Below are 24,226 nucleotides of genomic sequence, written 5' to 3' on the forward strand. Positions count from 1 at the left end.
GGTTCAGGACTCTCCGAAACCACTTTCGATGAGCCCGCGCACCGCCTCGAGCGCCCGCGTGGCATCGGCCCCGTCCGCGGTCACCACGAGCGAATCACCCTTGCGCGCGTCCAGTCCGAGCAGGCCGAGCACGCTCGCCGCATCGGCCCGCTGCCCGCCCTTGGTCACGGTGACGCGTGCGTCCAGCCCGGCGACCGCACGGGCCAGCGCCGCGGCGGGCCGGGCGTGCAGGCCGATCTCGTTGACCAGTTCGGCGGTGAACCCGGCTCTCTCGGCAAGAACACAGCCCTCGGCGGCCGCCGTAGCCTCCGCCCGGGTACCCGCGCTGACCGCGGCATCGATCACCGCACGCAGCCCCTCCCCGCCCTGCGCGGCGACCGCCGCGGCCACGGCGCCCTCCACGAAAGGGGCCTCGACGAGGACGGCGCGATCCGGTTCGGCGAGCGATTCGATCGCCAGCTCGGCGGTCATCCGCGCGCTGCCGAGGTCGTAGAGCACGGCGACCTCGCCCTCGCAGGCTTCGAGTGCGGCGTGCACCGCCGCGAAGTCGGTGCCGAGCGCACCCTCGAGCCCGCCGATGCCCGCGATCGGGACGTCCGGGGCCATCTGCCCGGCGAGCTCGGCAAGCCCCTCGGCGAGCCGGGCACTGTGTGAGACCAGTACGAGCGAGATCACGAGAGCGCCTCCTTGCCGAGCATCGCGGCGAGCGCCAGCGAGCGAGGAGCACCGGGCAGGGGCGATCGGGCTAACAGCGTCACGGGAGCAGTGCCCGCAGGATCAGCGCGGTGGACCGGGCGCCCGGATCGATGTGCCCGGCGCTGCGCTCCCCCAGATAGGAGGCCCTTCCCTTGCGGGCCACCAGATCCCGGGTCGCCTCCGCCCCTTCCGCCGCGGCGCGTGCCGCGGCTTCGAGTGCTTCGCTGACCGTCACCGCGGACTCGGCGGCCGTCACGGCGGGCGCGAGCGCGTCGACCATGGTCTTGTCTCCGGGCTCGGCCTTGCCACGCGCGACGACCCCGTCCAGTCCGGCGCGCAGTGCCGCGACCACCGCGGCCGCGTCGAGCTCCGCGAGGTCCCTGACCGCGGTCGAGGCGCGCAGGAAAGCGGTGCCGTACAACGGGCCGGCGGCGCCGCCGACCTTCGAGATCAGCGTGGTCGCCAGCTGTTTCAGCACCTCGGCCGGGCTCTCCCCGGTGGGCGCGGCCGCCCAGGCGTCGAACCCGCGCCGGAGGTTCTCGCCGTGGTCGCCGTCGCCGATCACCCGGTCGAGTTCGACGAGCTCGTCGCGGTGTTCCCGGACGGTCTCCACCACCCGGTACAGCGCCGCGCGTACATCCTCGCCCGTGCAAGCCATCGCTTCGTCTCCTTCTCGATTACCGACCCCACCGCAGCGCGGGAGTGTGCACCGGCGCGTCCCAGTAGCGTGCGCGCTCGCCGTCCATGCGCAGCACGGTGAGGCTGATCCCCTGCATGTCCAGGCTCGTGATGTACGGGCCCGTCAGCCGCCTGCTCACCCGGATGTCCCGCTCGGCGAGCAGGCGTTCCGCGATGCCGTGCGCGGTGTAGAGCTCCAGCTGCGGGGTCGCGCCGAGCGAATTGGTGAACAGCAGCACCTCTTCCCCGGGGGCGAACGGCAGATCGGCGAGGATCGGATCGAGCAGCGAGCGCACGATGTGCTCGGCGTCCACGAACGGGACCCGCTCGCGCCCGGGCTCGCCGTGGATGCCGACACCGAGCTCCAGCTCATCCTCGGCGAGCGTGAAACTCGGCTGCCCGACATGCGGAACGGTCGGCGCGGAGAGCGCGACGCCCATCGAACGCACCGTGGCGACGATCCCTTCGGCGAGCGCCGCGCAGCCGTCCAGATCGGTCCCCTCCGCCGCCGCGGTACCGACGATCTTCTCCAGCAGTACCGTGCCGCCGACGCCCCTGCGGCCCGCGGTGTGCGTGGAATCGGTGACCGCCACATCGTCATCGATCACCACGGTGCGTACCCGGTGCCCCTCGGCCTCCGCGAGTTCCGCCGCCGTCTCGAAATTCAGCACATCCCCGGTGTAGTTCTTCACGATCAGCAGCACCCCCGCACCGCTGTCGCTCGCTTCGATCGCCGCGGTCATCTGGTCCGGGGTCGGCGAGGTGAACACCGGACCCGGGCAGGCCGCGGCGAGCATGCCGTCCCCGACGAAGCCCGCGTGCAGCGGTTCATGTCCCGAACCACCACCGGAGATCACCGCGACCTCGCCGAGCCGCGGTCCGCCCGCGCGCAGGACGACGGCCGGATCCCGCCGCACGGTGAGCAGCTCCGGATACGCGGCGGACATGCCGAGCAAGGCGTCACCGACTACCTGCTCCGGGTCACCCATGACCTTTTTCATCGGCGTGCTCCAATCGCGTTCACGGTCTGGGCAGCTTGCCCACCACGAGTTTGGCGACCTGTGCGGCTTTTGGACAGATATCCCCGCCCGCACGCAGTTCATCGGTGAGGCTCACGGTGACCAGCTCACTCTGCCCGTCCGCGAGCGGTTTGTGCGCCCAGGTGAGCTCGCAACCGGCCGCACCGGGCGGTGCCTGTTTCTTGGCGGCGATCCCGTTGCCCAGGTCGACCTTGTCCTTATCGCCTATGACGGTGATGGCCTCGCCGATCTGGAAGGCCAGCTCGAGCCCGAAGGAGCCGCCCCGCCACTTACAGTCGAACAGCCCGGTCCCCTTCCCGGCCGGGGTCTCGCCGAGCACCGCCTTCAGGGTCCCGCCGTCCACGGTCGCGCAGGCGCGCGCCGCGGTGACCGAACCTCTTCCGGTGCGCTGCGGCGGGTTCTGGCGCAGCGTCCGGATCAGCTCGGTGGCCAGGGTGCGCGCCGCCGGGCAGTTCACGGTCTGCCCGTCCACATAACGCAGCCAGATACCCCGCTTGGCGTGGGAGTCGGTGAGGATCTTCTCGCTGCACTCACCCGAGTCCGATTCGCTCGAGGGCAGGCCTTCCACGTGTGAGCTGAGCTTGGTGTCCTCCGGATCGATCTCGGTGCCCAGCTGCACCTCGGCGTAGTGCCCGATCTGCTTGCCGTCGCCGAGATCCTGATCGCAGTCCCCCGGATCGACCGGAATCGAGGGCTTGCCGTGCGCGCCGCCGAAGCGGTCCAGCGGCAGATTGCCGAGCAGCGCGCACGGATCGACGAGGCGCAGCCGATCGGCGGCCAGCCGCGGATCGATCGCGGCGTCCGGCTCGGTCGCGCCGGGAATCGTGGTGCGCGGGAAGGTCTGCTTGGCCGTGTCCGCTCCGCCGCACGCGGTGAGCAGCAGCACGGCGGCACAGCCGAGGGTGGCGAACCCGAACGGCCGGAGTACTCGACGAGGCACGTCGACACACTAATGGACGCCAGTGGTGTGCGCTGGCCAGAGTGCGTCTGGGAACCCTCGTCCGTCGCGAGCGGGAGTCGGATCGGCGGTGCCCTGCGGGGCGCCCGCACCCGAGATCAGCAAGGCGGAGCGTTGAGCCATAGCGGGGCTATGGTGCTCGGCGACAACGCAGCGGATCGCCGATTGGCATGCGAAGGTACTTCGCCGAGGTCGCGGCGCAGCAGGACATGGGTTCCCCGGCGTGCTCTCAACGCTGCGGCAGTTTGGGCAGCACGACCTTGGCCGCGCCGATCGCCTTCCCACAGACGTCCGCGTGCGAGTTCTTCTTGTCCTCGACCGAGACCTTCACCATCTCGTCCTTGCGGCCGAGTCCCGGTTCGCTTTCGCCGGTGTCCGGCTTGTGCAACCACTCGATCGCGCAGCCCTGCACGCCGGACATCCCGGACTGACCCGCCTTGACCCCGTTGCCCAGGTCCACATCCTTGTCCTTGGGCACGAAGGTCGAGTCGCCGATTTCGAGTGAGACGGTGAGATCGAAGGCGGCATTGGTCCACTTGCACTGGGTGAGCCCGATGTGCGAAGCGTCCGGCGAACTGCCGACGATCCCGCGCACCGTTCCGCCGTCGACGAGATCGCAGGGATCGACGAGGGCGAGCGAGTTGGTGTCGGTGCGCGGCGGCGGATCCGTGCGCAGCACCTCGATCACCGTCTTGGACAGTGCTCGCGCCGCGGCGCACCTGCTCTGCTCGGGTTCCGGGTCATCGCTGTAGGAGAGCTGGAACCCCTTCTGATTGCGGCTGTCGGTCAGCACGGTCTCATTGCAGTCGGAGAGTGACTGCTCGTGGGCGGGCAGCCCGGAGATCTTGTCGGTGAGCTTGGTGAAGCTGGGACTGACCGAGGTCCCGAGGTCGATCGAGACCGATTTCCCGCCCGCCGCCTTGCTCTTCAGCGGCTGGCTGCACTCGGCGAAGTCGGTACCCATCTGCGGTTTCCCGTCGGTCTCGCCGTAGCGGTCCAGGCCGAGCCTGGTGAGCAGCGCGCAGGGATCGACTTTCCGCATCCGGTCCCCGGCCAGCTTCGGATCGGTCGCCGCGTCGGGACTGCTCGCCTCGGGCACGGTCGTGCGCGCGAAGGTCTTCTTGCTCAGATCCGGCCCGCAGGCGCTGAGCAGCAACAGCACGGCGAGGGCGAGGACGGCCGATACACGACGGGCTGATACACGACAGGACACGGCAGCACCCTAACCGAGACCGCGGCCGCCCTGTCCGAACAGCACGAAAAGCCCCAGTGACCAGGTTCACGCGCGGCTTCGGAAACGATCAAGATGGCTCGCGCGTTGATACCTGTGTCAGTGCCGACACCGATCACCACACACCGATGGAAGGAATACCGATGTTCGTGAGCCGTATCGCTCCACGTATGGACCGTGTCGTCGGCGACAACCACCCCACCGTGCGCGGTTCGCGTTCCCGCGCCCGGACCCGGCTGAGCAGCATCGCCCGCCGTGTCGACGACTGGACCCTCGAGACCCTGAACCCGCCGCGCCACCTGCGCTGAGGCGGGCCCGCGTTGCCCGGGCGCGCATTGTTCGAGACGCCCCGGGCAACGCGATCGGCTACCGCCGCTCGCCCGGAGTGAGCATGTCCTCCGGGCGCACCTGCGCTTCGATGACCACCGGCCGCAGCCAGGCCCAGATCCCGAACAGCGCAGCGACCACGATCATCACGATGCCGACCCAGAGGTTGATGTTGATCCCTCCGGTCTTCGCCGCCGCGGCATCCGTGAAGTCCACCAGGCCCATGATCAACAGCACGATGCCGAACACGCCGAACAGTGTGGCGATGATGTAGCGCAAATCGAACAGGCCCGCGGTACGCCGCGTCTTGGCTTCTTCGGTCATGAGAGACGCTCCTTTCCGAGCATCGAAGCGAGCGCCAGCGAGCGAGGAGCACAGGACAGGTCGTATCGGGGCAACACGGTCATTTCTCCACCTCACCAGAAGATGATGTTCAGCGCGACGGCGAGCACCAGCGCGCCCATGCCGACCACGACCGGTTTGCGGTACCAGCCCCGATCGTCGCTCGCCTCGGAACGCCGCAGCGCCTTGCGATCGGTCAGCGACCAGACCAGGCCCGTCAGCTCCGAATCCGGGCGCGGTTTCGTCACGGCGGTCACGGCGACGGCGACGGCGATGTCGATGACGAACGCGGCGATCGCGGAGATGAACGACAGCCCCTGCCCGCTGACCGGAAGTACCTCGACCTTGCCGAGGATGTTGACGATCACCGCGGACAACGTGCCCGCGATCAGGCTCCAACCGGCCGCGGCCGCGGTCATCCGCTTCCAGAACAACCCGATGATGAAGGTCGCGAACAGTGGCGCGTTGAAGAAGCTGAACAGGTCCTGCAGATACGTCATGATGTTGTTGAAGCCCATGGCGATCGCGGCACCGCCGACCGCGAGCACACAGCCGACGATCGTGACGATCCGGCCGATCCGCAGGTAGTAGCCGTCCGGGCGATCCTTGCGCACGTACGACTGCCAGATGTCGTAGGTGAACACCGTGTTGAAGCTGGACACGTTGGCCGCCATACCCGCCATGAACGAAGCGATCAGCCCGGCGATGGCAACCCCGAGCATGCCGTTCGGCAACACATCCTTGATCAGTAACTGGATCGCGTCATTGGGCTCGTACCCGTTGGAGCATTTCGCCGCCCCCGCGACGAGCTCCGCCTTGCACTTGGCGAACGGCCCGGAAAGCACCGCTGCGATCATCCCGGGAATGAAGATCACCAGCACGATCAGCGTCTTCGGGTAGGCCGCGATCAGCGGAGTACGCCGCGCCGCCGAGACCGACTTCGCCGAGAGCGCGCGCTGGATCTCGGCGAAGTTCGTCGTCCAGTACCCGAACGAGAGCACGAAACCGAGACCGAACACGATGCCGAGCACCGAGAGCGTGCTGTTGCCGATCGAGGTCAGGTTGCTGCCCGGCCAGGAAGAAAGCTGCGCGGCGGCGTCATTCGCCGTCGAGGAGCCCTGGATCTTGTCCACCAGGCCGGACCAGCCGCCCACCCGGTGCAGACCGACGATCGTCAGCGGCACCAGCATCGCCACGATCACGAAGAACTGCAGCACCTCCGTGTAGATCGCCGCGGAAAGACCGCCGAGCGTGGTGTACGCCAGCACGATCACCGCCGCGACCGCGACCGAGAGCCACAGATTCCACCCCAGCAGCGCCTCGACCACCGTCGCCAGCAGGAACAGGTTGATGCCCGCCTGCGCCACCTGAGCGAGCGCGAAACTGATGCTGTTCACCAGATGCGCGAACTTGCCGAACCGGCGCAGCAGGAACTGCGGCAGACTTCGCACCTTCGCGCCGTAGTAGAACGGCATCATCACCAGACCGACGAACACCATCGCCGGCACCGCGCCGATCCAGTAGAAGTGCACCGTGGGCACGCCGTACTGTGCGCCGTTCGCCGTCATACCGACGAGCTCGACCGCCCCCAGGTTCGCCGACATGAACGCCAGCCCGGTGACCCATGCGGGCATGGACCTTCCGGAGAGGAAGAAATCCAGGCTGTTGTTCACCGACCGCTGCGCGAGGAACCCGATCCCCAGCACCAAAACGAAATAAACAGCGACCAACACATAGTCAATCGCACTCGCATCGAGCCGGAGGTTCGCATCCGCGAGTACGTGCACCGGCCACCTCCTCGTTGAGCCAACAAGAACCAACAACAGTCCACACCAGTGGGTCCGGGAGGAACCCTACTCCCTGTAACAACCCACCGGAACGGCCCCAAAGAAAACGATTTGGAATCGAGTGCCCCGATCGGTCGATCGATCCAGCGCCCGGGCTGTCCACGCGTGATCAGGGCAGCACAGCGCGGAACATCGACCGAACATCCGAATGTCAACATTGCGTCATTCGGACGTAGCGGCCTGATCACGCTTCGAAACAGGGGCGTTCGGCATCACCCTCGGCCGGGAGCGATGGATCAGGGGACGACGCCCCCGGGAAGGGGCTCAGAACAGGCTCAGAACAGGCGGAACTCGTCCGGTTCGATCCCGCGCAGCGCGTCGTAGTCGAGGGTCAGGCAGCGGATACCCCGATCCTCGGCGAGCGTGCGCGCCTGCGGTTTGATCTGCTGTGCGGCGAACACGCCTTGCACCGGCGCGAGGAGTGGATCACGGTTGAGCAGTTCGAGGTACCGGGTCAACTGCTCGACGCCGTCGATCTCGCCGCGGCGTTTGATTTCTACGGCGACCGTCGACCCGCCCTCGTCACGCGCGAGAATGTCGACCGGCCCGATCGCGGTGGGGTATTCCCGGCGCACGAGGCTGTATCCGGTGCCGAGGGTGCCGATGTGCTCGGCGAGCAGCTCCTGCAGGTGCGCCTCGACGCCGTCCTTGACGAGTCCCGGTTCGGCGCCCATCTCGTGCTCGGAATCGTGCAGCATTTCCTCGATGGCGATGACGAGCTTCTCACCCGTCTTGTTCTGCACCGTCCAGGTGCCCGGCTCCTCGGTGACCCAGCACGGCGGGCTCATCCAGTTGAGCGGCTTGTAGGCACGGTCGTCGGAATGCACCGAAACCGAACCGTCGGCTTTGACGAGCAACAGACGCATGGCCATCGGCAGGTGCGCGGTCACCCGCCCCGCGTAGTCGACCTGGCAGCGAGCGATCACGAGACGCACGCGGGCCATGATAGGTGCCATGAAACAGCTCGGTTCCACCCAGGTGTACGCGAACTCCTGGATGACCGTCCGCGAGGACCGCATCGAACGCCCGGACGGCTCCAACGGCATCTACGGGGTCGTGGACAAACCGCACTACGCCCTGGTCATCCCCTACGAAGACGAATACTTCCACCTCGTGGAGCAGTTCCGCTACCCACTCTCCGCACGCCGCTGGGAGTTCCCGCAGGGCACCGCGCCGGAACGGGCCGAGGTGCCCGCGGCGACCCTGGCCGAACGGGAGCTCGCCGAGGAAACCGGACTGCGCGCCGGGCGGATGACCGAACTCGGCGCCCTCGATGTGGCGCCCGGGCTGTCTTCCCAACAAGGCACCGTGTTCCTGGCAACCGAGCTGATCAGAGGAGAGCCTTCCCGGGAGCTCGAGGAGCAGGACATGAACTCGGCGTGGTTCTCCCGCGCCGAACTGGAGGCGATGATCCGATCCGGCACGATCGCGGATGCGCAAACGCTTGCGGCCTATCTCCGGCTGGTGCTGCACGAGCGTTCCACGAACGCGGGCCGGGAACACTGATCGCTTCGCGGAACAGGCGCCACGACCGAGAACACTGCTCTTGGCCGAGAACAGGCGCCACGGTCCGGAACAGCCAGCACAACCGAGAGCGGTATTCACAGGGGGAACGGCGCGCGCTCATACCCGAGACCCGTGTTCGCAACAGAGAGCGGTGTACCTCGGCGGGATACGGCGCGCGCTCTCGTCCGAGAACAGCGTTCACAATCGAGAACGGTGATCACTGCAGCGAGTGGACGGCGAGCGGAGAGCGCTGATCACCACGAAGAATCCTGTTCACCGGCGAGAACAGTGTTCACGCACGTGAGCACTGTTCCGCTCAGCTCGGCCAGACCGGCGGGCGCTTCTCCAGGAAAGCGGACATCCCCTCGCGCGCACCCTCCAGTTGTGATGCGGCGGCCATGACCTCGATGGCGTGCGAGTAGGCCTCCGATTCGGGCCGGTCGAGCTGGGCGTAGAGGGCCTGTTTGCCGAGCGCTTTCGAGGACCGATCCCCCCGGGTGGCGCGAGCGAGCAGATGCTCGACAGATTTGTCCAGCTCCTCGTCGGGCACCGCGGTGTTGATCAGTCCCCATTCCGCGGCGGTCACCGGATCGACGATGTCCCCGGTGAGCGCCATCTCCATCAGCCGCTTGCGGCCGATGCTGCGCGCGACGGGAACCGCGGGAGTATGGCAGAACCACCCGCCTTTCCCACCGGGCAGCGCGAACCCGGCAGAGGCAGCGGCGATCGCGAGATCGCAGCTGGCGACGAGCTGACACCCCGCGGCCGTGGCCAGTCCGTGCACGCGGGCGATCACGACCTGGGGCACCGATTGGATGGTGGTCATCAGCTCGGTGCACACATTCAGCAGTTCGCGCACCCCGAGCAGGTCCCGCTGCGCGACATCGGCAAAGTCGTGCCCCGCGGAGAACACGGGTCCGTTGCCCGCGAGGATGATCCCGCTCGTATCACTCTCCCCTGCCGCGACGAACGCGCCGAGCAGTTCGGCGAGGTGTTCCTCGGAAAGTGCGTTGCGGCGCTTCGGTTCGTTCATCGTGATGCGCACGGTCTCGTCGTCGGACTCGACCAGAATGTGTTCGTACTCGGCCATATTCGCAGACGGTACCGGCTCGGTGCGGCGTTGTCAGGGTAAGCCGGGGCAACCACAGCATTTCCTGTACTTGGTTCCCGAACCGCACCGACACGCCTCGTTGCGTTCCGGCGGCCAGGCGATCACTTCGCCGAGCAGTTCCACGGCCTGCTCATATTCCTCGAGGATATGGAAATACTCGGCCGCCTCGAGCAGGATCTCGCCCCACTCCTCGGGGTGGTTCTCGACATTCGCCCGGACCTCGCGCATGAAGAATTCCGGACCACTGTCCTTCGCCGTGCTCGGCGATCTACGCGCCGGTCTCGGCCGGATCGGGGGCGCGGCCGAGCGCGAGCCCGAGCACGGTGAGCACCGCCGTACCGGCCAGGTACAGCGCGATCGCCAGCCAGCCCCCGGTCGCGGAGAGCAGCGCGGTGAAGATCAACGGCGCGATGGCACCCCCGAGCACGCCCGCGATCGTGTAGGCGAGCGAACTGCCCGTATAGCGCAGCCGCGCGGAGAACTGCTCGGTGACGAAGGCCGCCTGCGGTCCATACATCGAGGCGTGAATGGCGAGCGCGACGATCATGCCGATGATCAGCCAGGTGATCGACCGTCCCTGGATCAGCGGGAAGAAGGCGAACGGCAGGGCCGCCGCGGCGATCGCCCCGATCAGGTACAGCAGCCTGCGATTCATCCGATCGGACAGCGCACCGAAGGCCGGGATCAGGAACAGCTCCACCCCGGAGGCGATGAGCATCGCGGTGAGGCCGACGGAACGGGAAAGACCGAGCTGCTGGGTGAGGTAGGTGAGGATGAACGCGGTGAACAGGGAGTACTGCACGTCCGGGCAGATCCGGGAGAGGATACCGGCGAGCAGCGGCCGCCATTCGTACCGGAACACATCGCGCAGCGGAGCGGCGGACCGTTCCCCCTTGGCCTGGATCGCCTTGAACACCGGGGTTTCCTCGAGTTTGACCCGGATCCACAGCCCGAATCCCACGAGCAGCGCGGAAAGCAGGAAAGCGATCCGCCATCCCCAGTCGTTGAACTGCTCGGTCGTCACGAGCGCGCTGACCAGGGCGAGCGCCCCGTTCGCGAGCAGGGTTCCCGCGGGCGGACCGACCTGCGCCGCCGATGCCCAGAACCCGCGTTTCCGGGGATCGCCGAACTCGCTGGACAGCAGCACCGCCCCGCCCCATTCGCCACCGATGCCGACCCCCTGGGCGAACCGCAGCACCACGAGCAGAATCGGCGCGGCGCCACCGATCGTGGCGTAGGTGGGCAGTACACCGATCAGGAAGGTCGCGATGCCGACGAGCACCAGGGTCAGGACGAGCACCCGTTTGCGCCCGAGCACATCGCCGAGGCGGCCGAAGACGAACCCGCCGAGCGGGCGCGCGGCATATCCCACGGCATACGTGGAAAAGGCCAGCATCGTGGACGCCAGCGGATCGTCGCCGGGGAAAAACAGCGGCCCGAAGATCGTCGCACTGGCCACCGAATAGGCGGCGAAGTCGTAGTACTCCAGCGTGGTGCCGGAAAGACTGGCCGCAAATGCTTTGACCAGCGATTTACGGTCGACCGAACTGCGGTCGATGGTGCTCTCGGACATGCGCGATCCCTGCTCGGTCGACTCGGGTGCGCACAGTGTTCGGCAGCGTGCCGGTCAACGCAAGTGACGTGACCGGCGAGTCCGCCCGGCTGCTCAGGCGGTGACCGAGGCCGGATCGATCTCGTGCTGCTCGCAGATCACGTCCACGATCCCGTCCATGATCTCGGTGAGTTCGTAGTCCTTGGGGGTGAACACCCGCGCGACGCCGTGCGCGCGCAGCGCGGCCGCGTCCTCGGGCGGGATGATCCCGCCGACGATCACCGGGATGTCCTCGGCACCGCTCACGCGCAGCCCCTCGACGACGGCGGGCACGACCTCCATGTGCGAACCGGAGAGCACGGAAAGCCCGACCACGTGCACGCCTTCCTGCACGGCGGCCGCGACGATCTGTGCGGGGGTGAGCCGGATTCCCTGGTACACCACTTCGAATCCGGTGTCCCTGGCGCGCACGGCGACCTGTTCGGCGCCGTTGGAATGCCCGTCGAGTCCCGGTTTGCCGACCAGCAGGCGCAACCGTTCGCCGATGCGTTCACCGGCGGCCTGCACCCGGCCGCGCACCCTGGCGATCTCCGCACCGGCCTCGCCTGCCGCCGAAGCACCCGAAACGCCGGTCGGTGCGCGGTATTCGCCGAACTCCTCGCGCAGCGCCTGCGACCATTCCCCGGTCGTGACCCCGGCCCGGCAGCACCGCAGGGTGGCCTTGACCAGATTCTCATCGGTTTTCGCTGCGGCACGCAATCCTTCGAGGGCCTCGACGACCGCGGCGCTGTCCCGCTCGGCGCGCCATTTCCGGATGGCCTCGATCGCTTCCTTCTCCACCTGTGGGTCGACGGTCTCGATCGCGTCCACATCCCCGCTCTGCAGCGGCGAAGGCTCGGTGCCCTCGAATTTGTTGACCCCGACGATGACGTCCTCACCGGATTCCATGCGCCTGCGCCGTTCCGCGAGCGAGGAGACGAGCTGGGATTTCATGTACCCGCTCTCCACCGCGGCCACCGCGCCGCCCATTCCCTGCACCCGGTCGATCTCGGCCCGCGCACCCTCCACAATGGACGCGACCTTCGCCTCCACCACGGTGGAACCGTCGAACAGGTCGCCGTAGTCGAGCAGGTCCGTCTCGTAGGCGAGCACCTGCTGCATGCGCAGCGCCCACTGTTGATCCCAGGGACGGGGCAGGCCGAGCGCCTCGTTCCACGCGGGCAGCTGCACGGCGCGGGCGCGCGCATTGCGGGAAAGCGTGACCGCGAGCATTTCCAGCACGATGCGCTGCACATTGTTCTCCGGCTGCGCCTCGGTGAGCCCGAGCGAGTTCACCTGAACGCCGTACCGGAACCGGCGCGCCTTCGCGTCCGTGACCCCATAACGTTCCCTGGTGAGTTCATCCCACAGCTCGGTGAACGCCCGCATCTTGCACAGTTCCTCGACGAAGCGCACCCCCGCGTTGACGAAGAACGAGATGCGCCCGACGACACGGCCCATGTCCTCGGGCGCGATCTGGCCGGAATCACGCACCGCGTCCAGCACGGCGATCGCGGTGCACAGCGCGTAGGCGACCTCCTGTGTCGGGGTCGCGCCCGCCTCCTGCAGGTGATAACTGCAGATGTTGATCGGGTTCCACTTCGGCACATTGTTGACCGTGTAGGCGACCATATCGGTGATCAGCCGCAACGAGGGCGCGGGCGGGAACACGTAGGTGCCGCGGGAAAGGTATTCCTTGATGATGTCGTTCTGCGTGGTCCCCGCGAGCTTGGCGACGACCTCTTTCCAGTCCTTGCCCTCGGCCTCGGCCTGTTCCTGCGCCACGGTGACGTAGAGCGAGAGCAGCCACATCGCCGGGGCGTTGATGGTCATCGAGGTGTTGGCCTCGCCGAGCGGGATCCCGTCGAACAGGGCCCGCATATCGCCGATGTGGCTGACCGGCACACCGACCTTGCCGACCTCGCCGATGGACAGTTCGTCATCGGGGTCGTAGCCGGTCTGGGTGGGCAGGTCGAAGGCGACCGAAAGCCCGGTCTGGCCTTTGGCGAGGTTTCGCCGGTAGAGCTCGTTCGAGGCAGCAGCCGAGGAGTGACCGGCATAGGTCCGCATGACCCACGGACGATCGCGCTCAGCATCGTTCGGGTATGGCACCGTGACCTCCAGAGCAGGGTTAACCGACGCTAACCCATGGTACTGGCCGGTAACCCGTTCGCACGGTGGACCCGGTCACATGTACCGGTCAAGCGTTCAGCCGACCGAGTGCATCACGGCCGCGGCCGAGCCACCGCGCCGCTCCGGTTCGCCCGCGGCGACGACCGAGCCGCCCGCACGGAACTCCAGGCCGTCGGCGACCCCGATGGTCGGTTCGGCGCCCGGCTGGTCCGCGGTCGACTCCACATAGAACTTCTGTCCGAGCTTCTCGAGTTTCTTCGCCTCCGGTGAGGCGAGGAAAGCCGGTTCGACCTGGGTTTCGGCGGTGTTGCGCTGCGAGGCACGCGGCGCCGCGATCGCCTCCGGCAGGCCCATCCCGAAATCGATGCGGTCGACCAGAATCTGCAGCACCGTGGTGATGATCGTGGAACCACCGGGGGACCCGACCGCGAGGAACGGCTTGCCGTCCTTGGCCACGATCGTCGGGGACATGGCGGAGCGCGGGCGTTTACCAGGAGCGGGCAGGTTCGGGTCGGGCACTCCCGCGGCACTCGGCGCGAAGTCGAAATCGGTGAGTTCGTTGTTCAGCAGGAAACCGCGCCCGGGCACGGTGATCGCGCTGCCGCCGAGCTGTTCGATGGTGTTGGTGTAGGAGGCGACATTGCCCCATTTGTCGGTGACCACGAAATGGTTGGTGTGCCTGCCCTTGTCCTGTGCGGGAGCACCGGCCTTCGCGGTACAGCCCGTGTCCGGGCGGTAGGGATCGCCGGGCGCGACGGGGCTCTTGCCCGCGTGTTCCGGGTCGATCAGGCAGGCGCGCGCGTCCGCGTAGCGCTGGGAGAGCAGTTCCCGCTGCGGAACCGGGGTGTAGCGCGGATCGCCGAGGTAACGGTCCCGGTCGGCATAGGCCAGCCTGCTCGCCTCCAGGTAGTGGTGCAGCGCCTCGGCGCGGTCCATCGTGGCGAGGTTCTTGGTTTCCAGCATGTTCAGCGCCTCACCGACGGTGACCCCGCCCGAGGAGGACGGCGCCATCCCGTACACGTCGAGGCCGCGGTACTTCGAATGCGCAGGACGCTGGTCCGCGGTGCGGTAGGTGGCGAGATCGGCGTTCGACATCCGCCCGGAACTCGGTTCGATGTTCGCACCCGGCGCGGTCGGCGGATTGTCCACCGCCTTGGTCAGATCGCGGCCGATACTCCCGCGATAGAAGGCTTTCGTGCCGTGCGCGCGGATCTGGGCGTAGGTGCGGGCCAGATCCGGATTCTTGAAGGTGGAGCCGGCCTCGGGCGGTTTTCCGGCGGGCAGGAACAGCTTCGCCGTCGGGGCGAACTGGCTGAACCGCTTCTGGTTCTGCGCGGTCTGATCGGCGAACACCTGGTCCACGGTGAATCCCTTGGCCGCGACGGACTGCGCGGGCGCCAGCGTCTTGCCGAGGTCGAACTTGCCCCAGCGGTCGAGCAGCCGCTGCCAGGTGGCGAGCATTCCGGGCACCCCGACCGAGATCCCGTTGTTGATGGCGATGTCCCGGTCCATCGGTTTGCCGGTCCGCTTGTCGATGAACCGGTTCTTGTCCGCGGAGTAGGGCGCTTTCTCCCGGCCGTCGATGGTGGAGACCTTCTTCGTGCGCGCGTCGTAGTACACCGCGTACCCACCGCCACCGAGGCCCGCGACGTAGGGATCGGTGACCCCGAGCGTCGCACCGACCGCGACCGCCGCATCCGCCGCGGTACCACCTTCCTTGAGGACTCGCATGCCCGCCGCCGTGCTCTCCGCGGTGTCCGAGACGACCGCCCCGCCTGTTCCGGTGGCCACCGGATTCTTGGGCGGATTGGGCGCTGCGGCCGACATCCCGGGTGTGGCAACCAAAGCGAGGACGGTGACGAGGGCCGCGACAGGCTTGGCGAGCATGCGCTGTGTTCTACCCCATTGTGTCGCCGGGCACCAGAGATGTGTCCGGCGGTCCGCTGCCATCGCGTGGGAGGGCAACGCCCGCCGAACCGTTCGACCGTCGCGATGGCCGTTTCCACATCCCGGAGGTATTCGGATCCCCAGCCGTGCACGCCCGGCGTGCACCACGGACGGAGGGAGATTCGCACTGCCCAGGAGCGTGCAACCGAGCTGCACCGCACCGCTTGTACACCGAGTTATCCACAACCTGCGGAGTTATCCACAGATTATGCACAAGCCCCCGAAAGCCCCTCTGACCTCGATAGACTGCCATCGGGGGGTACCCCCGTGGCCGAGCGCCGTGGATACATGGCGCCCGGCCTGGTGCGGCTACTTCTTCGGGGTGGCCGGTTCGGCGGGCTTGGTCGGCAGGGTCTGGCCGGGTTCGCCCGGGCGGGCCGGGTGTGCGGGCTGTGCCGGGTGCCCGGGCTTGGTCGGCAGGCTCGCCCCCGGAGGCAGGATGATGACCTGGCCCGATGGCAGGACTATGACCCGGTGCGGTGCGTCGCTGATCTTGTGCCCGGGAATGTGTGCCGCGTCGGCCGGGGCCTCGACGGTCTGCGCGGGGGTCTTGGTGGTGTTGCCGGGATCGGTGGCGGCCGATGCGGCGCCGGCCGTGGCAACCCCGACCGCCGCGGTGCAGCCGAGGATCAGGACGGTGCGGCGGACCGCGCGATCGATTCGCATGTTCACTCCAGTTCGTCGGTTTACCCGTGATCTGCCATGGCAGGACCGACTGTGCCGGTGGCCCGCTGAAGGGAAGCTGAACGAACCTGAAGGCGTCTTCAGGTTGCCGTGTGATCCTTGTCCGCATGCGTGTACTGGTCGTCGAGGACGAGCAGCGTCTCGCCGCTGCCCTGCACACGGGGCTTCAGGCGGAGGGCTGGGCGGTGGATGTGACCGGCGACGGCACGGAGGCCCTGTGGCTGGCCGAATGCCATGACTACGACGCGATCCTGCTCGACATTCTGCTCCCCGGGCTCAACGGTTACCGGGTCTGTTCGCGGCTGCGCGCGGCGGGTGACTGGACCCCGATCATCATGCTCACCGCGAAGGACGGCGAGTACGACGAGGCGGAGGCACTCGATGCGGGCGCGGACGACTACATCACCAAGCCGTTCTCCTATGTCGTGCTGCTCGCCCGGCTGCGCACGGTGCTGCGGCGCAGCCCGGTCGCCCGTCCCTCGCTGTTGCACGCCGGGGACCTGGTGCTCGACCCGGCGACCAGGCGGTGTTCGCGTGCGGGTACCGATATCAGCCTGACCGCGAAGGAATTCGCCGTGCTCGAACTGCTCGCCCGCAGCCCGGGGCAGGTGCTCTCCAAACAACGGTTGCTCGACGGCGGCTGGGATTTCGCCTTCGACGGCGCGGCCAATCTGATCGAGGTGCACATCAGCGCGCTGCGCCGCAAGATCGATACGCCGTTCGGCCGCACCAGCATCCGCACCGTGCGCGGGCACGGTTACCAGCTACTCGCGGACGGGGCCGCGGATGCGTAGCAGGCTCTCGGTCCGGGCCCGCACCACCGCGGTCGCCACGACCGTGGTCGCCGCCGCCCTCGCCGCGATCGGCTGGTTGCTGATCGGCTACCTGCACAACCGGCTGTCCACCGAGCTCGACTCCTCGGTGCACCTGCAGCTGGCCAGATCCGCGGCGGCCGTACAGTACGGCAGAACCCTCCCGGTCCGCACCGATGCGGTCGACGTGCAGGTGGTCCCGGGGAAACCGGCCGCCCAGCTGAAGCGCGCCGGACCCGCTCGCCCGGCCAGGATGAGCGACACGAAGGTGGCCAGCACGGCGGTGCCGACCGGGGAAGGCGTGAAAACCGTGGTCGCCCGTGCTTCGACCGAACCCGTTGCCCAGGCGACGAGCGCGGCGACCGGGGCGCTGCTGATCGGCGGGCCGATCCTGCTCGCCCTGGTCGGCGCACTCACCTGGTTCGGGACCGGCAGGGCACTGCGGCCGGTCGAGGCGATCCGGCACGAGTTCGCGCGGCTCTCGGCACACGAACTGTCCGCCAGGATGCCGGTGCCCTCGGGCCGGGACGAGATCACCAAACTCGCCGAGACCCTCAACGAAACCCTCGAACGCCTGGACCGATCGGTGCGGCGTCAGCAGCGGTTCATCGCGGACGCCTCGCACGAGCTGCGCAGCCCGCTGGCCACCATGCGCACCCCGCTCGAGGTGGCCCGGGCCCATCCGGAACTGGTGCACTGGCCGGACGTCGCCGATGGCGCACTCGAAGACCTGGACAGGCTGGAGCGGCTCAGCGCGGACCTGCTCACCCTCGCACGGATCGATTCCTCGCCGATGAGACCGGAACCGGTGGACCTCGCCGCGATCGCCGCGGACGCGATCGGTGCACAACCGGAGAGCGGCCTCGACTGGCGGTTCGAAGCGGCGGACGAGGCGGTGATCGAAGGGCACCCACGGCATCTCGCCCGGCTGCTGGCGAACCTGCTCGACAATGCCCGCGCGCACGCCGCGAGCACCGTGCGGGTCCGACTGAGGGTACGGGACCACGGCGTGCGGCTGGACGTCCTCGATGACGGTCCCGGAATCCCGGCGGATCAGCGGGAACGCATCTTCGAACGGTTCGCCCGGCTGGACACGGCACGCAACGCCGAAGCGGGCGGCACCGGCCTCGGGCTGGCCATCGCACGGGAGATCGCCGAGGCACACGGTGGCACGCTGCGCGCCGAACCCCCGCGCGCCGGGTCGGGCCTCGGCGGCGCGCACTTCACCGCCGCCTTCCCGCGCTGACCGAGTCGCGCTAGGCGTTCACCCGCGCGACATCCGCACCGAGCGCGGTCATGTTCTCCACGAATTTCGGGTAACCGCGGTCGATATGGAACACGTCCCACACCTCGGTGTCCCCGTCGGCGCAGAGCCCGGCGAGCACGAGCCCGACACCCGCGCGGATGTCGGAGGCCCAGACGGGCGCGCTGGACAGTTGCTCGATGCCGCGGATGACGGCGTGATGCCCGTCGGTGCGCGCATCGGCGCCGAGCCGCATCATCTCCTCGATGAACCGGAACCGGGATTCGAAAAGGTTCTCGGTGATCATCGAGGTGCCCTCGGCGACCGAGGCGAGCGTGATCGCGAAGGGCTGCAGATCGGTGGCGAACCCGGGATAGGGCAGCGTGACGAAGTCGACCGCCTTGGGCCGTTCCGGCTGCACGACCCGGAATTCCCGCTCCCCGAAGGTGACCTCGGCGCCCGCGATGCGCAGTTTCTCCAGCACCAGGTCGAGGTGATGCGGGTCCACCCCGCGCACGGTGATGTCCCCCCGGGTGGTCGCCGCGGCGAACGCCCAGGTGGCGCCGACGATGCGATCGCCGATGACCTCGTGTTCGGCCGGAACGAGCGCTTCGACGCCGTGCACGGTGAGGGTGGAGGTGCCCGCACCCTCGATCTTCGCGCCCATCTGGGTCAGCAGCGTGCACAGATCGCTGATCTCGGGTTCCCGCGCGGCGTTGTCGATCACCGTGGTGCCTTCGGCGAGCACCGCGGCCATGAGGATGTTCTCCGTGGCGCCCATGCTCGGGAAGTCCAGCCAGATCTGGGCGCCGTGCAGGTTCTCCGCCTCGGCGACAACGCAACCGTGCTCGATATCGCTGTGCGCACCGAGCTGGCGCAGCCCGCTCTGGTGCATGTCCAGCGGGCGTGAACCGATCGCGTCCCCGCCGGGCAGCGCGACGACCGCGCGCTTGCAGCGGCCGACAAGCGGGCCCAGCACGCACACCGAGGCGCGGAGTTTGCGCATGGACTCCCCGTCCGGTCGGTGCGAGAGTTCGGTCGGGGTGGTGATCGCGATGGTGTCCCCGTCGATGTCCACCGTGCAGCCGAGGCTGCACAACACCTCGGCCATGTAGGGCACGTCGAGGATTTCCGGGCAGTTGGTCAGCGTCGTCGTTCCTTCGGCGAGCAGCGCGGCCGCCATCAGTTTCAGCACGCTGTTCTTCGCGCCGACCACATCGACCGCACCCCGCAGCCGGGCGCCACCACGTACCCGGAAATGTTCACTCACGATGTCCGTCGCTCCTGTTCCTGGCAAATCCCGACCATTGGTGAGACGCGTGATGCGACCGTAAGGTTGACGGCATGGCCGTACACCTGACCAAGATTTATACGCGAACCGGCGACGACGGTACCAGCGGGCTCGGTGACTTCTCCCGGGTGCCGAAAACCGACGGACGGCTTGCCGCCTACGCCGACACCGAGGAGGCGAACGCGGCGATCGGCGTGGTGCTCAGCCTCGGCGCGCCGGAGGAACGCATCGCCGCGGTACTGCGCTACATCCAGAACGACATGTTCGATCTCGGCGCGGATCTCTCCGCTCCGATCATCGAGGAGAGCGGGATCTCCCGCCTGCGGGTGACCGAGGAGTACATCGACCGCCTCGAGGCGTGGTGCGATGAGTTCAACCCGGAGCTCGGCAAGCTGGACTCGTTCATCCTGCCCGGCGGCACCCCGGCCGCGGCCCTGTTGCACGTCGCGCGCACCGTCACCCGCCGTGCCGAGCGCAGCGCCTGGGCAGTGCTCGACGCCGACCCGGAGCGCACCAATGTGCTGACCGCCAAGTACCTGAACCGGCTTTCCGATCTGCTGTTCATCTTCTGCCGGATGGCGAACCCGGGCGGGGATGTGCTCTGGAAGCCGGGCGGCGAGCGCGGCTGACTTCGCAGAGTTTTCTCTGCGGGGCTGTCGGCGGTTCATGTCACGCCGCGATTACAGTCATCGTTCTATTCTGGCAACCCGGACGCACCCTGACACGTCCTTCACGTGGCGGGGCAAGCATGCGATGAGGAGGTTTTCGGGGTGCGTCGAGCTGTGCTGGCGACGCGGACGGCCGTGATCGTGCTCTCGGTGGTTGTACTCGCGGTCACCGGATATGCATGGGCCCAGCTGCAGGGACTCAACCGGTCCGGCGCGCTCAGCGGCGAGCAGACCTCGCTGGACGGGGACATGAACATTCTACTCATGGGCCTGGACAGCAGGCTGGACGAGCAGGGCAATCCGCTACCGAAAAGCATGTACGCCGCGCTGCACGCGGGCGACCAGGACAACGGCGGGTACAACTCGAACGTGCTGATGTTGCTGCACGTGCCCGCGGACGGGAGCCAGGCGACCTCGATCTCGATCCCCCGCGATGACTATGTGAAGTTCCCCGGCTGCCCGGACGAGCAGTGCTCCGGCAAGATCAAGCAGGCCTACGGGCTCGCTTTCGACCAGGAGCACAAGAAGCTGGTCACCCAGGGCATCACCGACCGGGCCGACCTGGAGCAGCGCAGCAGGGACGCCGGCCGCAAAATGGAGATCGACACGGTGCGCCAGTTTCTCGACGGAGTACCGGTCGACCACTTCGTCGAGGTGACCCTGGCCTCGTTCTTCCAGGTGGCACAGGTCGTGCAGCCGATCAAGGTGTGTGTGAAGCAGCCGACCCAGGACAGCTACTCCGGCGCGAACTTCCGCAAGGGGGCACAGCAGATCAACGCCAAGCAGGCAGTGGCCTTCGTCCGGCAGCGCCGCGACAATGTGCACCCCTCACTCAACTTCACCGATCTGGACCGGGAGCGCCGCCAGCAGGCGTTCATCTCCTCGCTCTCGCACCAGCTCAACCAGTCGGGCACGATGACCAACCCGTCGAAGCTGCAGGGCCTGATCGACGTGGCCAAGCAGAACATCGCCATCGATTCGGGCCTGGACCTGGCCAACCTCGCGAGCCAGGCGACCAACCTCAGCAGTGGCAAGATCAAGTTCGTCACGCTGCCCATCGACCACTTCGGCAAAGCCCCGAACGGGGACGCGGTCAACTTCGTCGACAAGGACAAGATCCAGGCGATGACCAAGGAACTGCTCAGCCCGAAGCAGCCGGAACCGCCCGCCCCGCAACAGAAACAGCAGGCCCCGGCACCCAAACCGAGCGTGGATGTGGTCAACGCCAACGGGCGCACCGGGCTCGCCGCGACGGTCGGCCAGGCGCTCAGCACGAAAGGATATCAACGCGGCGAAGCGACCAACGCCTCGAGCAATCGCTCGAGTACGGTCGTGGAATACCCGTCCGGGCAGTCCGATGCGGCCAAACAGCTCGCCGACACTCTCGGCGGGGCCGCGACCAAACAGGACGCGAGTGTGCCCGCGGGCCAACTGCGTGCCGTGCTCGGCACCGCGTTCCAGCTTCCGAACAGCCTGCAGGCCGATGACGGCGCACCGTCGAAGAGCGAGTCGAACAGTTCCGGGGGTTCGGCCGCCGACTCCGCGGACTCGCTCAGCGGCGGTGGGGTGCCCTGCGTGAAATAGCCGATCAGCTGCCCTGCGCGAAGGTCCGCAGCAGCTCCCGTTCGGCCTCCGGCAGGTACTCGGCGTAGTAATCACAGAGACTGGCGCGCGCGATCCGGCTCGCCACGCCGCCCTGACCGGAGCGGATCGCCTCGATCAACTGCTCGTGATGCCCGAGGGTGCGTTCGGCGATCCGCGCGTAGTCCTCTGCCTTGTCGAGCTTGTCCTCGATGATCCCGAGCACCACGGTGTGCACGGCGTGCGTGCACACCTGGACCAGCGAGTTCCCGCTGGCGCGCGCGACCGCGTCGTGAAAAGCGAGATCGGCACGCCCGAATTCGATCCGCCCCTCGGCCGCGCGCATATCGTCCATCGCGGCCTCGATCTCGGCCAGTTGCTCCGCCGTTGCCTGACCGGCCGCGAGCCGGTTCGTCGCAAGGAAGCTGGCCGAGCCCTCGAGCATCATGCGGAACTGCAGCAGTTCGGCGAGGCTCAGCTCGGTCACCGAAGCCAGCCGAGTCACGGACTTGTGCAGGTGCGCCGGGGAGAACGGCAGGATCACCGGCCCCCGCGGATCGCGCGGGCTCGAGCGCACCATTCCGTTGCTCTCCAGCACGCGAAGCGCCTCGCGCACGGTGGACCGGCTCACCGCGAACTGGCCCATCAGCTCCCGTTCGCTCGGCAGCCGCTCCCCGGGCGTGAGCGCACCGGAGAACACCGCCTGTTCGATGCGCTCGACCACCTGTTCATAGGCGCGCCTGCGCTCGATCGGCGCGAATCTGGCCCCTTGACCGCGTTCACCCACGGTGCCACGATACCTGTCGAGGGCGAGCTGGTCGGACCAGCAGACCAGAGCGAGGAGGTGACCGCTGTGTTTCGCGGCAGGGCCTCACTGTGGTGGCTGCTCGGTCCCGCGGTGCTCTACCTCGGCGCACTGCCGTTCGTGAACCGGATCCATCCGCTGGTGCTCGGCATGCCGTTCCTGATGTTCTGGATGCTGGTCTCGACCGTGGCGACGCCGCTGTTCATCTGGCTCGCCGCGCGCGGCGATCCGGTGTGGCGGGCGAACCGGAAGCAACGCCAGTGAACGCCGCGGTCTCGATCGGGATCCTCGCCGCCTTCCTGGTTCTCGCGGTCGCGCTCGGGTTGTACTCGGCGCGCGGGCGGGACCGGAAGGCGCTCACCGAGTGGTCGGTCGGCGGGCGCAGCTTCGGCACGCTGTTCGTGTGGGTGCTGATGGCCGGGGAAACGTATACGAGTTTCAGTTTCCTCGGCGCCGCGGGCTGGAGCTACGACAAGGGTGTCCCGATCTTCTACCTGGTGGCCTATCTGGCGATCGGGTTCGCGGTCGGCTACGTCGTCGGGCCGCTGTTGTGGACCTACGCGCACCGCAACGGGCTGCACAACATCAGCGATATCGTGGCGCACCGCTTCGCCAGCCCCGCGCTCGGCGCCGGGATCGCCGTGCTGGCAACGGTTTTCCTGCTCCCCTACATCCAGGTGCAGATCACCGGGATGGGCGTGGTCGTCGCCGAGGTCAGCTACGGCGCGATCGGGCTCGGGCTCGCCTACTTCCTCGCTTTCCTGATCACCGAAGCATTCCTCGTGGTGAGCGGGCTCCGTGGCAGCGCATGGGTCTCGGTGCTCAAGGATCTGCTCGTGGTCGTGCTGATGGTGGTGATCTTCGTGATCGTGCCACTGCACTTCTTCGACGGCTACGGGCAGATGTTCGCCACGATCACCGAACACCGGGCGCAGTGGCTGACCCTGCCCGGACACGGCGACACCGGACTCGGCATCGGCTGGTTCGTGTCCACCAGCGTGCTCAACGGCGTGGTGATCGCGATCTTCCCGACCACCGTCGCCGGTTCACTGGCCGCGGCGAACCCGCAGGTGGTCCGGCGCAACGCCATCTTCATGCCGTTCTACCAGATACTGCTGTTCATTCCGATCCTGCTCGGATTCGCCGCCAGCCTCGCCGTTCCCGGGCTGGGCAACTCCGACCTGTCGCTGTTCAGGATGGCCGCCGAGGTACTGCCGTCCTGGCTGCTCGGCCTGCTCGGGGTGGCCGGAACACTCTCCGCGATCGTGCCGATGGCGGTGTTCATGCTGGTGATCGGGACCATGTGGGCCCGCTCGATTCTCGGCGCACATCCGAGGACCGCGAACCGGCAGCGCCCGCTCGCCCAGCTGGTCGCCTTCCTCGCCGGAGCCATCGCGCTGCTGCTGACCTATATCTGGCCGAATGCGCTCGTGCGGCTGTCCGTCGTGTCCTATGAAGGCCTCGCGCAACTACTTCCCGCGGTACTGCTCGCCCTGCTGTGGCGCCGGATGTCGGCCACCGCAACGGTTTCCGGGCTCACCGTCGGGGTCGTGTTCACCTGCGTGCTCGTGTTCACCGGGAACGACCCGGTCGCCGGGATCAATGCCGGGCTGCTCGGCCTGGCCGCGAACCTGCTCGTGGTGCTCGCGGTGACCGCGATCCGCCCCGCGAACACCCCACCGGAGCTGCTCGCCCAGCCGGAGAGCGTGACCTTGAAACAGTGACAAGGAGGCAG

Annotated in this window: 24 protein-coding genes; 8 read left to right on the top strand and 16 right to left on the bottom strand. The window is 67.8% G+C overall.

Annotated elements, in window-relative coordinates; genetic code table 11:
• Positions 1-3 precede the first annotated feature (3 nt).
• From dhaM to A37U_RS0139830, 5 genes are all read right to left on the bottom strand, one after another.
• The gene (gene dhaM / locus A37U_RS0139810; RefSeq protein ID WP_020502236.1) at positions 4-675 is read right to left on the bottom strand and encodes a dihydroxyacetone kinase phosphoryl donor subunit DhaM; all 672 of its coding nucleotides are present in this window, start codon (positions 673-675) and stop codon (positions 4-6) included.
• A 79-nt stretch (positions 676-754) separates the two neighbouring features.
• The gene (dhaL, locus tag A37U_RS0139815; RefSeq protein ID WP_020502237.1) at positions 755-1,354 is read right to left on the bottom strand and encodes a dihydroxyacetone kinase subunit DhaL; all 600 of its coding nucleotides are present in this window, start codon (positions 1,352-1,354) and stop codon (positions 755-757) included.
• A gap of 19 nt (positions 1,355-1,373) precedes the next feature.
• Positions 1,374-2,375 carry a dihydroxyacetone kinase subunit DhaK gene (gene dhaK / locus A37U_RS0139820; RefSeq protein ID WP_020502238.1) on the bottom strand — a complete coding sequence of 334 codons (1,002 nt, stop codon included), beginning with the start codon at positions 2,373-2,375 and terminating at the stop codon, positions 1,374-1,376.
• 19 nt (positions 2,376-2,394) lie between these two features.
• Positions 2,395-3,354 carry a DUF3558 domain-containing protein gene (locus A37U_RS0139825; protein WP_157183328.1) on the bottom strand — a complete coding sequence of 320 codons (960 nt, stop codon included), beginning with the start codon at positions 3,352-3,354 and terminating at the stop codon, positions 2,395-2,397.
• A gap of 247 nt (positions 3,355-3,601) precedes the next feature.
• Positions 3,602-4,585, bottom strand: coding sequence for a hypothetical protein (locus tag A37U_RS0139830; protein ID WP_157183329.1), 984 nt, complete (start codon positions 4,583-4,585; stop codon positions 3,602-3,604).
• A gap of 188 nt (positions 4,586-4,773) precedes the next feature.
• Here A37U_RS0139830 and A37U_RS52425 point away from each other — a divergent pair, with 188 nt between their 5' ends.
• Positions 4,774-4,911 (top strand): hypothetical protein, encoded by a 138-nt coding sequence (locus A37U_RS52425; protein ID WP_157183330.1) that lies wholly within the window; start codon positions 4,774-4,776, stop codon positions 4,909-4,911.
• A gap of 58 nt (positions 4,912-4,969) precedes the next feature.
• Here A37U_RS52425 and A37U_RS0139840 read toward each other — a convergent pair whose 3' ends face one another.
• The 3 genes from A37U_RS0139840 to nucS form a co-directional block, all read right to left on the bottom strand.
• Entirely contained in the window at positions 4,970-5,254 is a 285-nt protein-coding gene (locus A37U_RS0139840) for a hypothetical protein (RefSeq protein WP_020502242.1), read from the bottom strand.
• A gap of 92 nt (positions 5,255-5,346) precedes the next feature.
• Complete coding sequence (locus tag A37U_RS0139845; RefSeq protein WP_020502243.1) at positions 5,347-7,059, bottom strand: sodium:solute symporter family protein; 1,713 nt, start codon at positions 7,057-7,059, stop codon at positions 5,347-5,349.
• 335 nt (positions 7,060-7,394) lie between these two features.
• A complete protein-coding gene (gene nucS, locus A37U_RS0139850; protein ID WP_026198114.1) occupies positions 7,395-8,054 on the bottom strand; it encodes an endonuclease NucS in 660 nt (219 codons plus the stop codon).
• 19 nt (positions 8,055-8,073) lie between these two features.
• Here nucS and A37U_RS0139855 point away from each other — a divergent pair, with 19 nt between their 5' ends.
• Complete coding sequence (locus A37U_RS0139855; protein WP_020502245.1) at positions 8,074-8,625, top strand: NUDIX domain-containing protein; 552 nt, start codon at positions 8,074-8,076, stop codon at positions 8,623-8,625.
• A gap of 316 nt (positions 8,626-8,941) precedes the next feature.
• On the opposite strand, the gene A37U_RS0139860 is transcribed toward A37U_RS0139855, so the two are convergent.
• The 6 genes from A37U_RS0139860 to A37U_RS0139885 all read right to left on the bottom strand — a co-directional run bounded on the left by A37U_RS0139860 (position 8,942) and on the right by A37U_RS0139885 (position 16,073).
• Positions 8,942-9,715, bottom strand: coding sequence for an enoyl-CoA hydratase-related protein (locus tag A37U_RS0139860; RefSeq protein ID WP_020502246.1), 774 nt, complete (start codon positions 9,713-9,715; stop codon positions 8,942-8,944).
• Between the two features lie 33 nt (positions 9,716-9,748).
• Positions 9,749-9,964, bottom strand: coding sequence for an SEC-C metal-binding domain-containing protein (locus A37U_RS0139865; protein WP_020502247.1), 216 nt, complete (start codon positions 9,962-9,964; stop codon positions 9,749-9,751).
• A gap of 40 nt (positions 9,965-10,004) precedes the next feature.
• Positions 10,005-11,309: an MFS transporter gene (locus A37U_RS0139870; protein WP_020502248.1), complete on the bottom strand. Its 1,305-nt coding sequence runs from the start codon at positions 11,307-11,309 to the stop codon at positions 10,005-10,007.
• A 93-nt stretch (positions 11,310-11,402) separates the two neighbouring features.
• Positions 11,403-13,439, bottom strand: coding sequence for a protein meaA (locus A37U_RS0139875; protein WP_083934247.1), 2,037 nt, complete (start codon positions 13,437-13,439; stop codon positions 11,403-11,405).
• Positions 13,440-13,535: 96 nt separating this feature from the next.
• Positions 13,536-15,347 (bottom strand): gamma-glutamyltransferase, encoded by a 1,812-nt coding sequence (gene ggt, locus A37U_RS0139880; protein ID WP_020502250.1) that lies wholly within the window; start codon positions 15,345-15,347, stop codon positions 13,536-13,538.
• Positions 15,348-15,716: 369 nt separating this feature from the next.
• The gene (locus A37U_RS0139885; RefSeq protein ID WP_157183331.1) at positions 15,717-16,073 is read right to left on the bottom strand and encodes a hypothetical protein; all 357 of its coding nucleotides are present in this window, start codon (positions 16,071-16,073) and stop codon (positions 15,717-15,719) included.
• Between the two features lie 125 nt (positions 16,074-16,198).
• On the opposite strand from A37U_RS0139885, the gene A37U_RS0139890 reads away from it, so the two are divergent.
• Together A37U_RS0139890 and A37U_RS47675 are read left to right on the top strand one after the other, a co-directional pair.
• On the top strand, positions 16,199-16,885 hold the full coding sequence (locus tag A37U_RS0139890) for a response regulator transcription factor (protein ID WP_026198116.1): 687 nt from the start codon (positions 16,199-16,201) through the stop codon (positions 16,883-16,885).
• Positions 16,878-18,149: a sensor histidine kinase gene (locus A37U_RS47675; RefSeq protein ID WP_020502253.1), complete on the top strand. Its 1,272-nt coding sequence runs from the start codon at positions 16,878-16,880 to the stop codon at positions 18,147-18,149. Before A37U_RS0139890 ends, A37U_RS47675 begins: the two co-directional genes overlap by 8 nt.
• 10 nt (positions 18,150-18,159) lie before the next feature.
• Here A37U_RS47675 and murA read toward each other — a convergent pair whose 3' ends face one another.
• The gene (murA, locus tag A37U_RS0139900; protein ID WP_020502254.1) at positions 18,160-19,416 is read right to left on the bottom strand and encodes a UDP-N-acetylglucosamine 1-carboxyvinyltransferase; all 1,257 of its coding nucleotides are present in this window, start codon (positions 19,414-19,416) and stop codon (positions 18,160-18,162) included.
• A gap of 74 nt (positions 19,417-19,490) precedes the next feature.
• Between murA and A37U_RS0139905 the strand changes: the two genes are divergently transcribed.
• Both A37U_RS0139905 and A37U_RS0139910 read left to right on the top strand, forming a co-directional pair.
• Positions 19,491-20,066, top strand: coding sequence for a cob(I)yrinic acid a,c-diamide adenosyltransferase (locus A37U_RS0139905; RefSeq protein WP_020502255.1), 576 nt, complete (start codon positions 19,491-19,493; stop codon positions 20,064-20,066).
• A 141-nt stretch (positions 20,067-20,207) separates the two neighbouring features.
• Complete coding sequence (locus A37U_RS0139910) at positions 20,208-21,689, top strand: LCP family protein (RefSeq protein WP_240437824.1); 1,482 nt, start codon at positions 20,208-20,210, stop codon at positions 21,687-21,689.
• 4 nt (positions 21,690-21,693) lie between these two features.
• Here A37U_RS0139910 and A37U_RS51190 read toward each other — a convergent pair whose 3' ends face one another.
• Entirely contained in the window at positions 21,694-22,410 is a 717-nt protein-coding gene (locus A37U_RS51190; protein WP_020502257.1) for a FadR/GntR family transcriptional regulator, read from the bottom strand.
• Positions 22,411-22,455: 45 nt separating this feature from the next.
• Here A37U_RS51190 and A37U_RS51195 point away from each other — a divergent pair, with 45 nt between their 5' ends.
• Positions 22,456-22,755, top strand: coding sequence for a DUF3311 domain-containing protein (locus A37U_RS51195; protein ID WP_020502258.1), 300 nt, complete (start codon positions 22,456-22,458; stop codon positions 22,753-22,755).
• The gene (locus A37U_RS0139925; protein WP_020502259.1) at positions 22,752-24,215 is read left to right on the top strand and encodes a sodium:solute symporter family protein; all 1,464 of its coding nucleotides are present in this window, start codon (positions 22,752-22,754) and stop codon (positions 24,213-24,215) included. The genes A37U_RS51195 and A37U_RS0139925 overlap by 4 nt, the downstream gene beginning before the upstream one ends.
• The last annotated feature ends 11 nt before the right edge of the window (positions 24,216-24,226 follow it).

The sequence above is a fragment of the Sciscionella marina DSM 45152 genome, assembly GCF_000379465.1.
GTDB lineage: Bacteria > Actinomycetota > Actinomycetes > Mycobacteriales > Pseudonocardiaceae > Sciscionella > Sciscionella marina.

Excerpts from the sequence above, each read along its gene's own strand:
- dhaK (WP_020502238.1), bottom strand. The coding sequence starts at position 2,375 with ATGAAAAAGGTCATGGGTGACCCGGAGCAGGTAGTCGGTGACGCCTTG.
- dhaL (WP_020502237.1), bottom strand. The coding sequence starts at position 1,354 with ATGGCTTGCACGGGCGAGGATGTACGCGCGGCGCTGTACCGGGTGGTG.
- ggt (WP_020502250.1), bottom strand. The coding sequence starts at position 15,347 with ATGCTCGCCAAGCCTGTCGCGGCCCTCGTCACCGTCCTCGCTTTGGTT.
- A37U_RS0139890 (WP_026198116.1), top strand. The coding sequence starts at position 16,199 with ATGCGTGTACTGGTCGTCGAGGACGAGCAGCGTCTCGCCGCTGCCCTG.
- A37U_RS0139840 (WP_020502242.1), bottom strand. The coding sequence starts at position 5,254 with ATGACCGAAGAAGCCAAGACGCGGCGTACCGCGGGCCTGTTCGATTTG.
- A37U_RS0139905 (WP_020502255.1), top strand. The coding sequence starts at position 19,491 with ATGGCCGTACACCTGACCAAGATTTATACGCGAACCGGCGACGACGGT.
- A37U_RS0139855 (WP_020502245.1), top strand. The coding sequence starts at position 8,074 with ATGAAACAGCTCGGTTCCACCCAGGTGTACGCGAACTCCTGGATGACC.
- A37U_RS0139885 (WP_157183331.1), bottom strand. The coding sequence starts at position 16,073 with ATGCGAATCGATCGCGCGGTCCGCCGCACCGTCCTGATCCTCGGCTGC.
- A37U_RS0139860 (WP_020502246.1), bottom strand. The coding sequence starts at position 9,715 with ATGGCCGAGTACGAACACATTCTGGTCGAGTCCGACGACGAGACCGTG.
- A37U_RS0139870 (WP_020502248.1), bottom strand. The coding sequence starts at position 11,309 with ATGTCCGAGAGCACCATCGACCGCAGTTCGGTCGACCGTAAATCGCTG.
- A37U_RS47675 (WP_020502253.1), top strand. The coding sequence starts at position 16,878 with ATGCGTAGCAGGCTCTCGGTCCGGGCCCGCACCACCGCGGTCGCCACG.
- A37U_RS52425 (WP_157183330.1), top strand. The coding sequence starts at position 4,774 with ATGGACCGTGTCGTCGGCGACAACCACCCCACCGTGCGCGGTTCGCGT.
- A37U_RS0139865 (WP_020502247.1), bottom strand. The coding sequence starts at position 9,964 with ATGCGCGAGGTCCGGGCGAATGTCGAGAACCACCCCGAGGAGTGGGGC.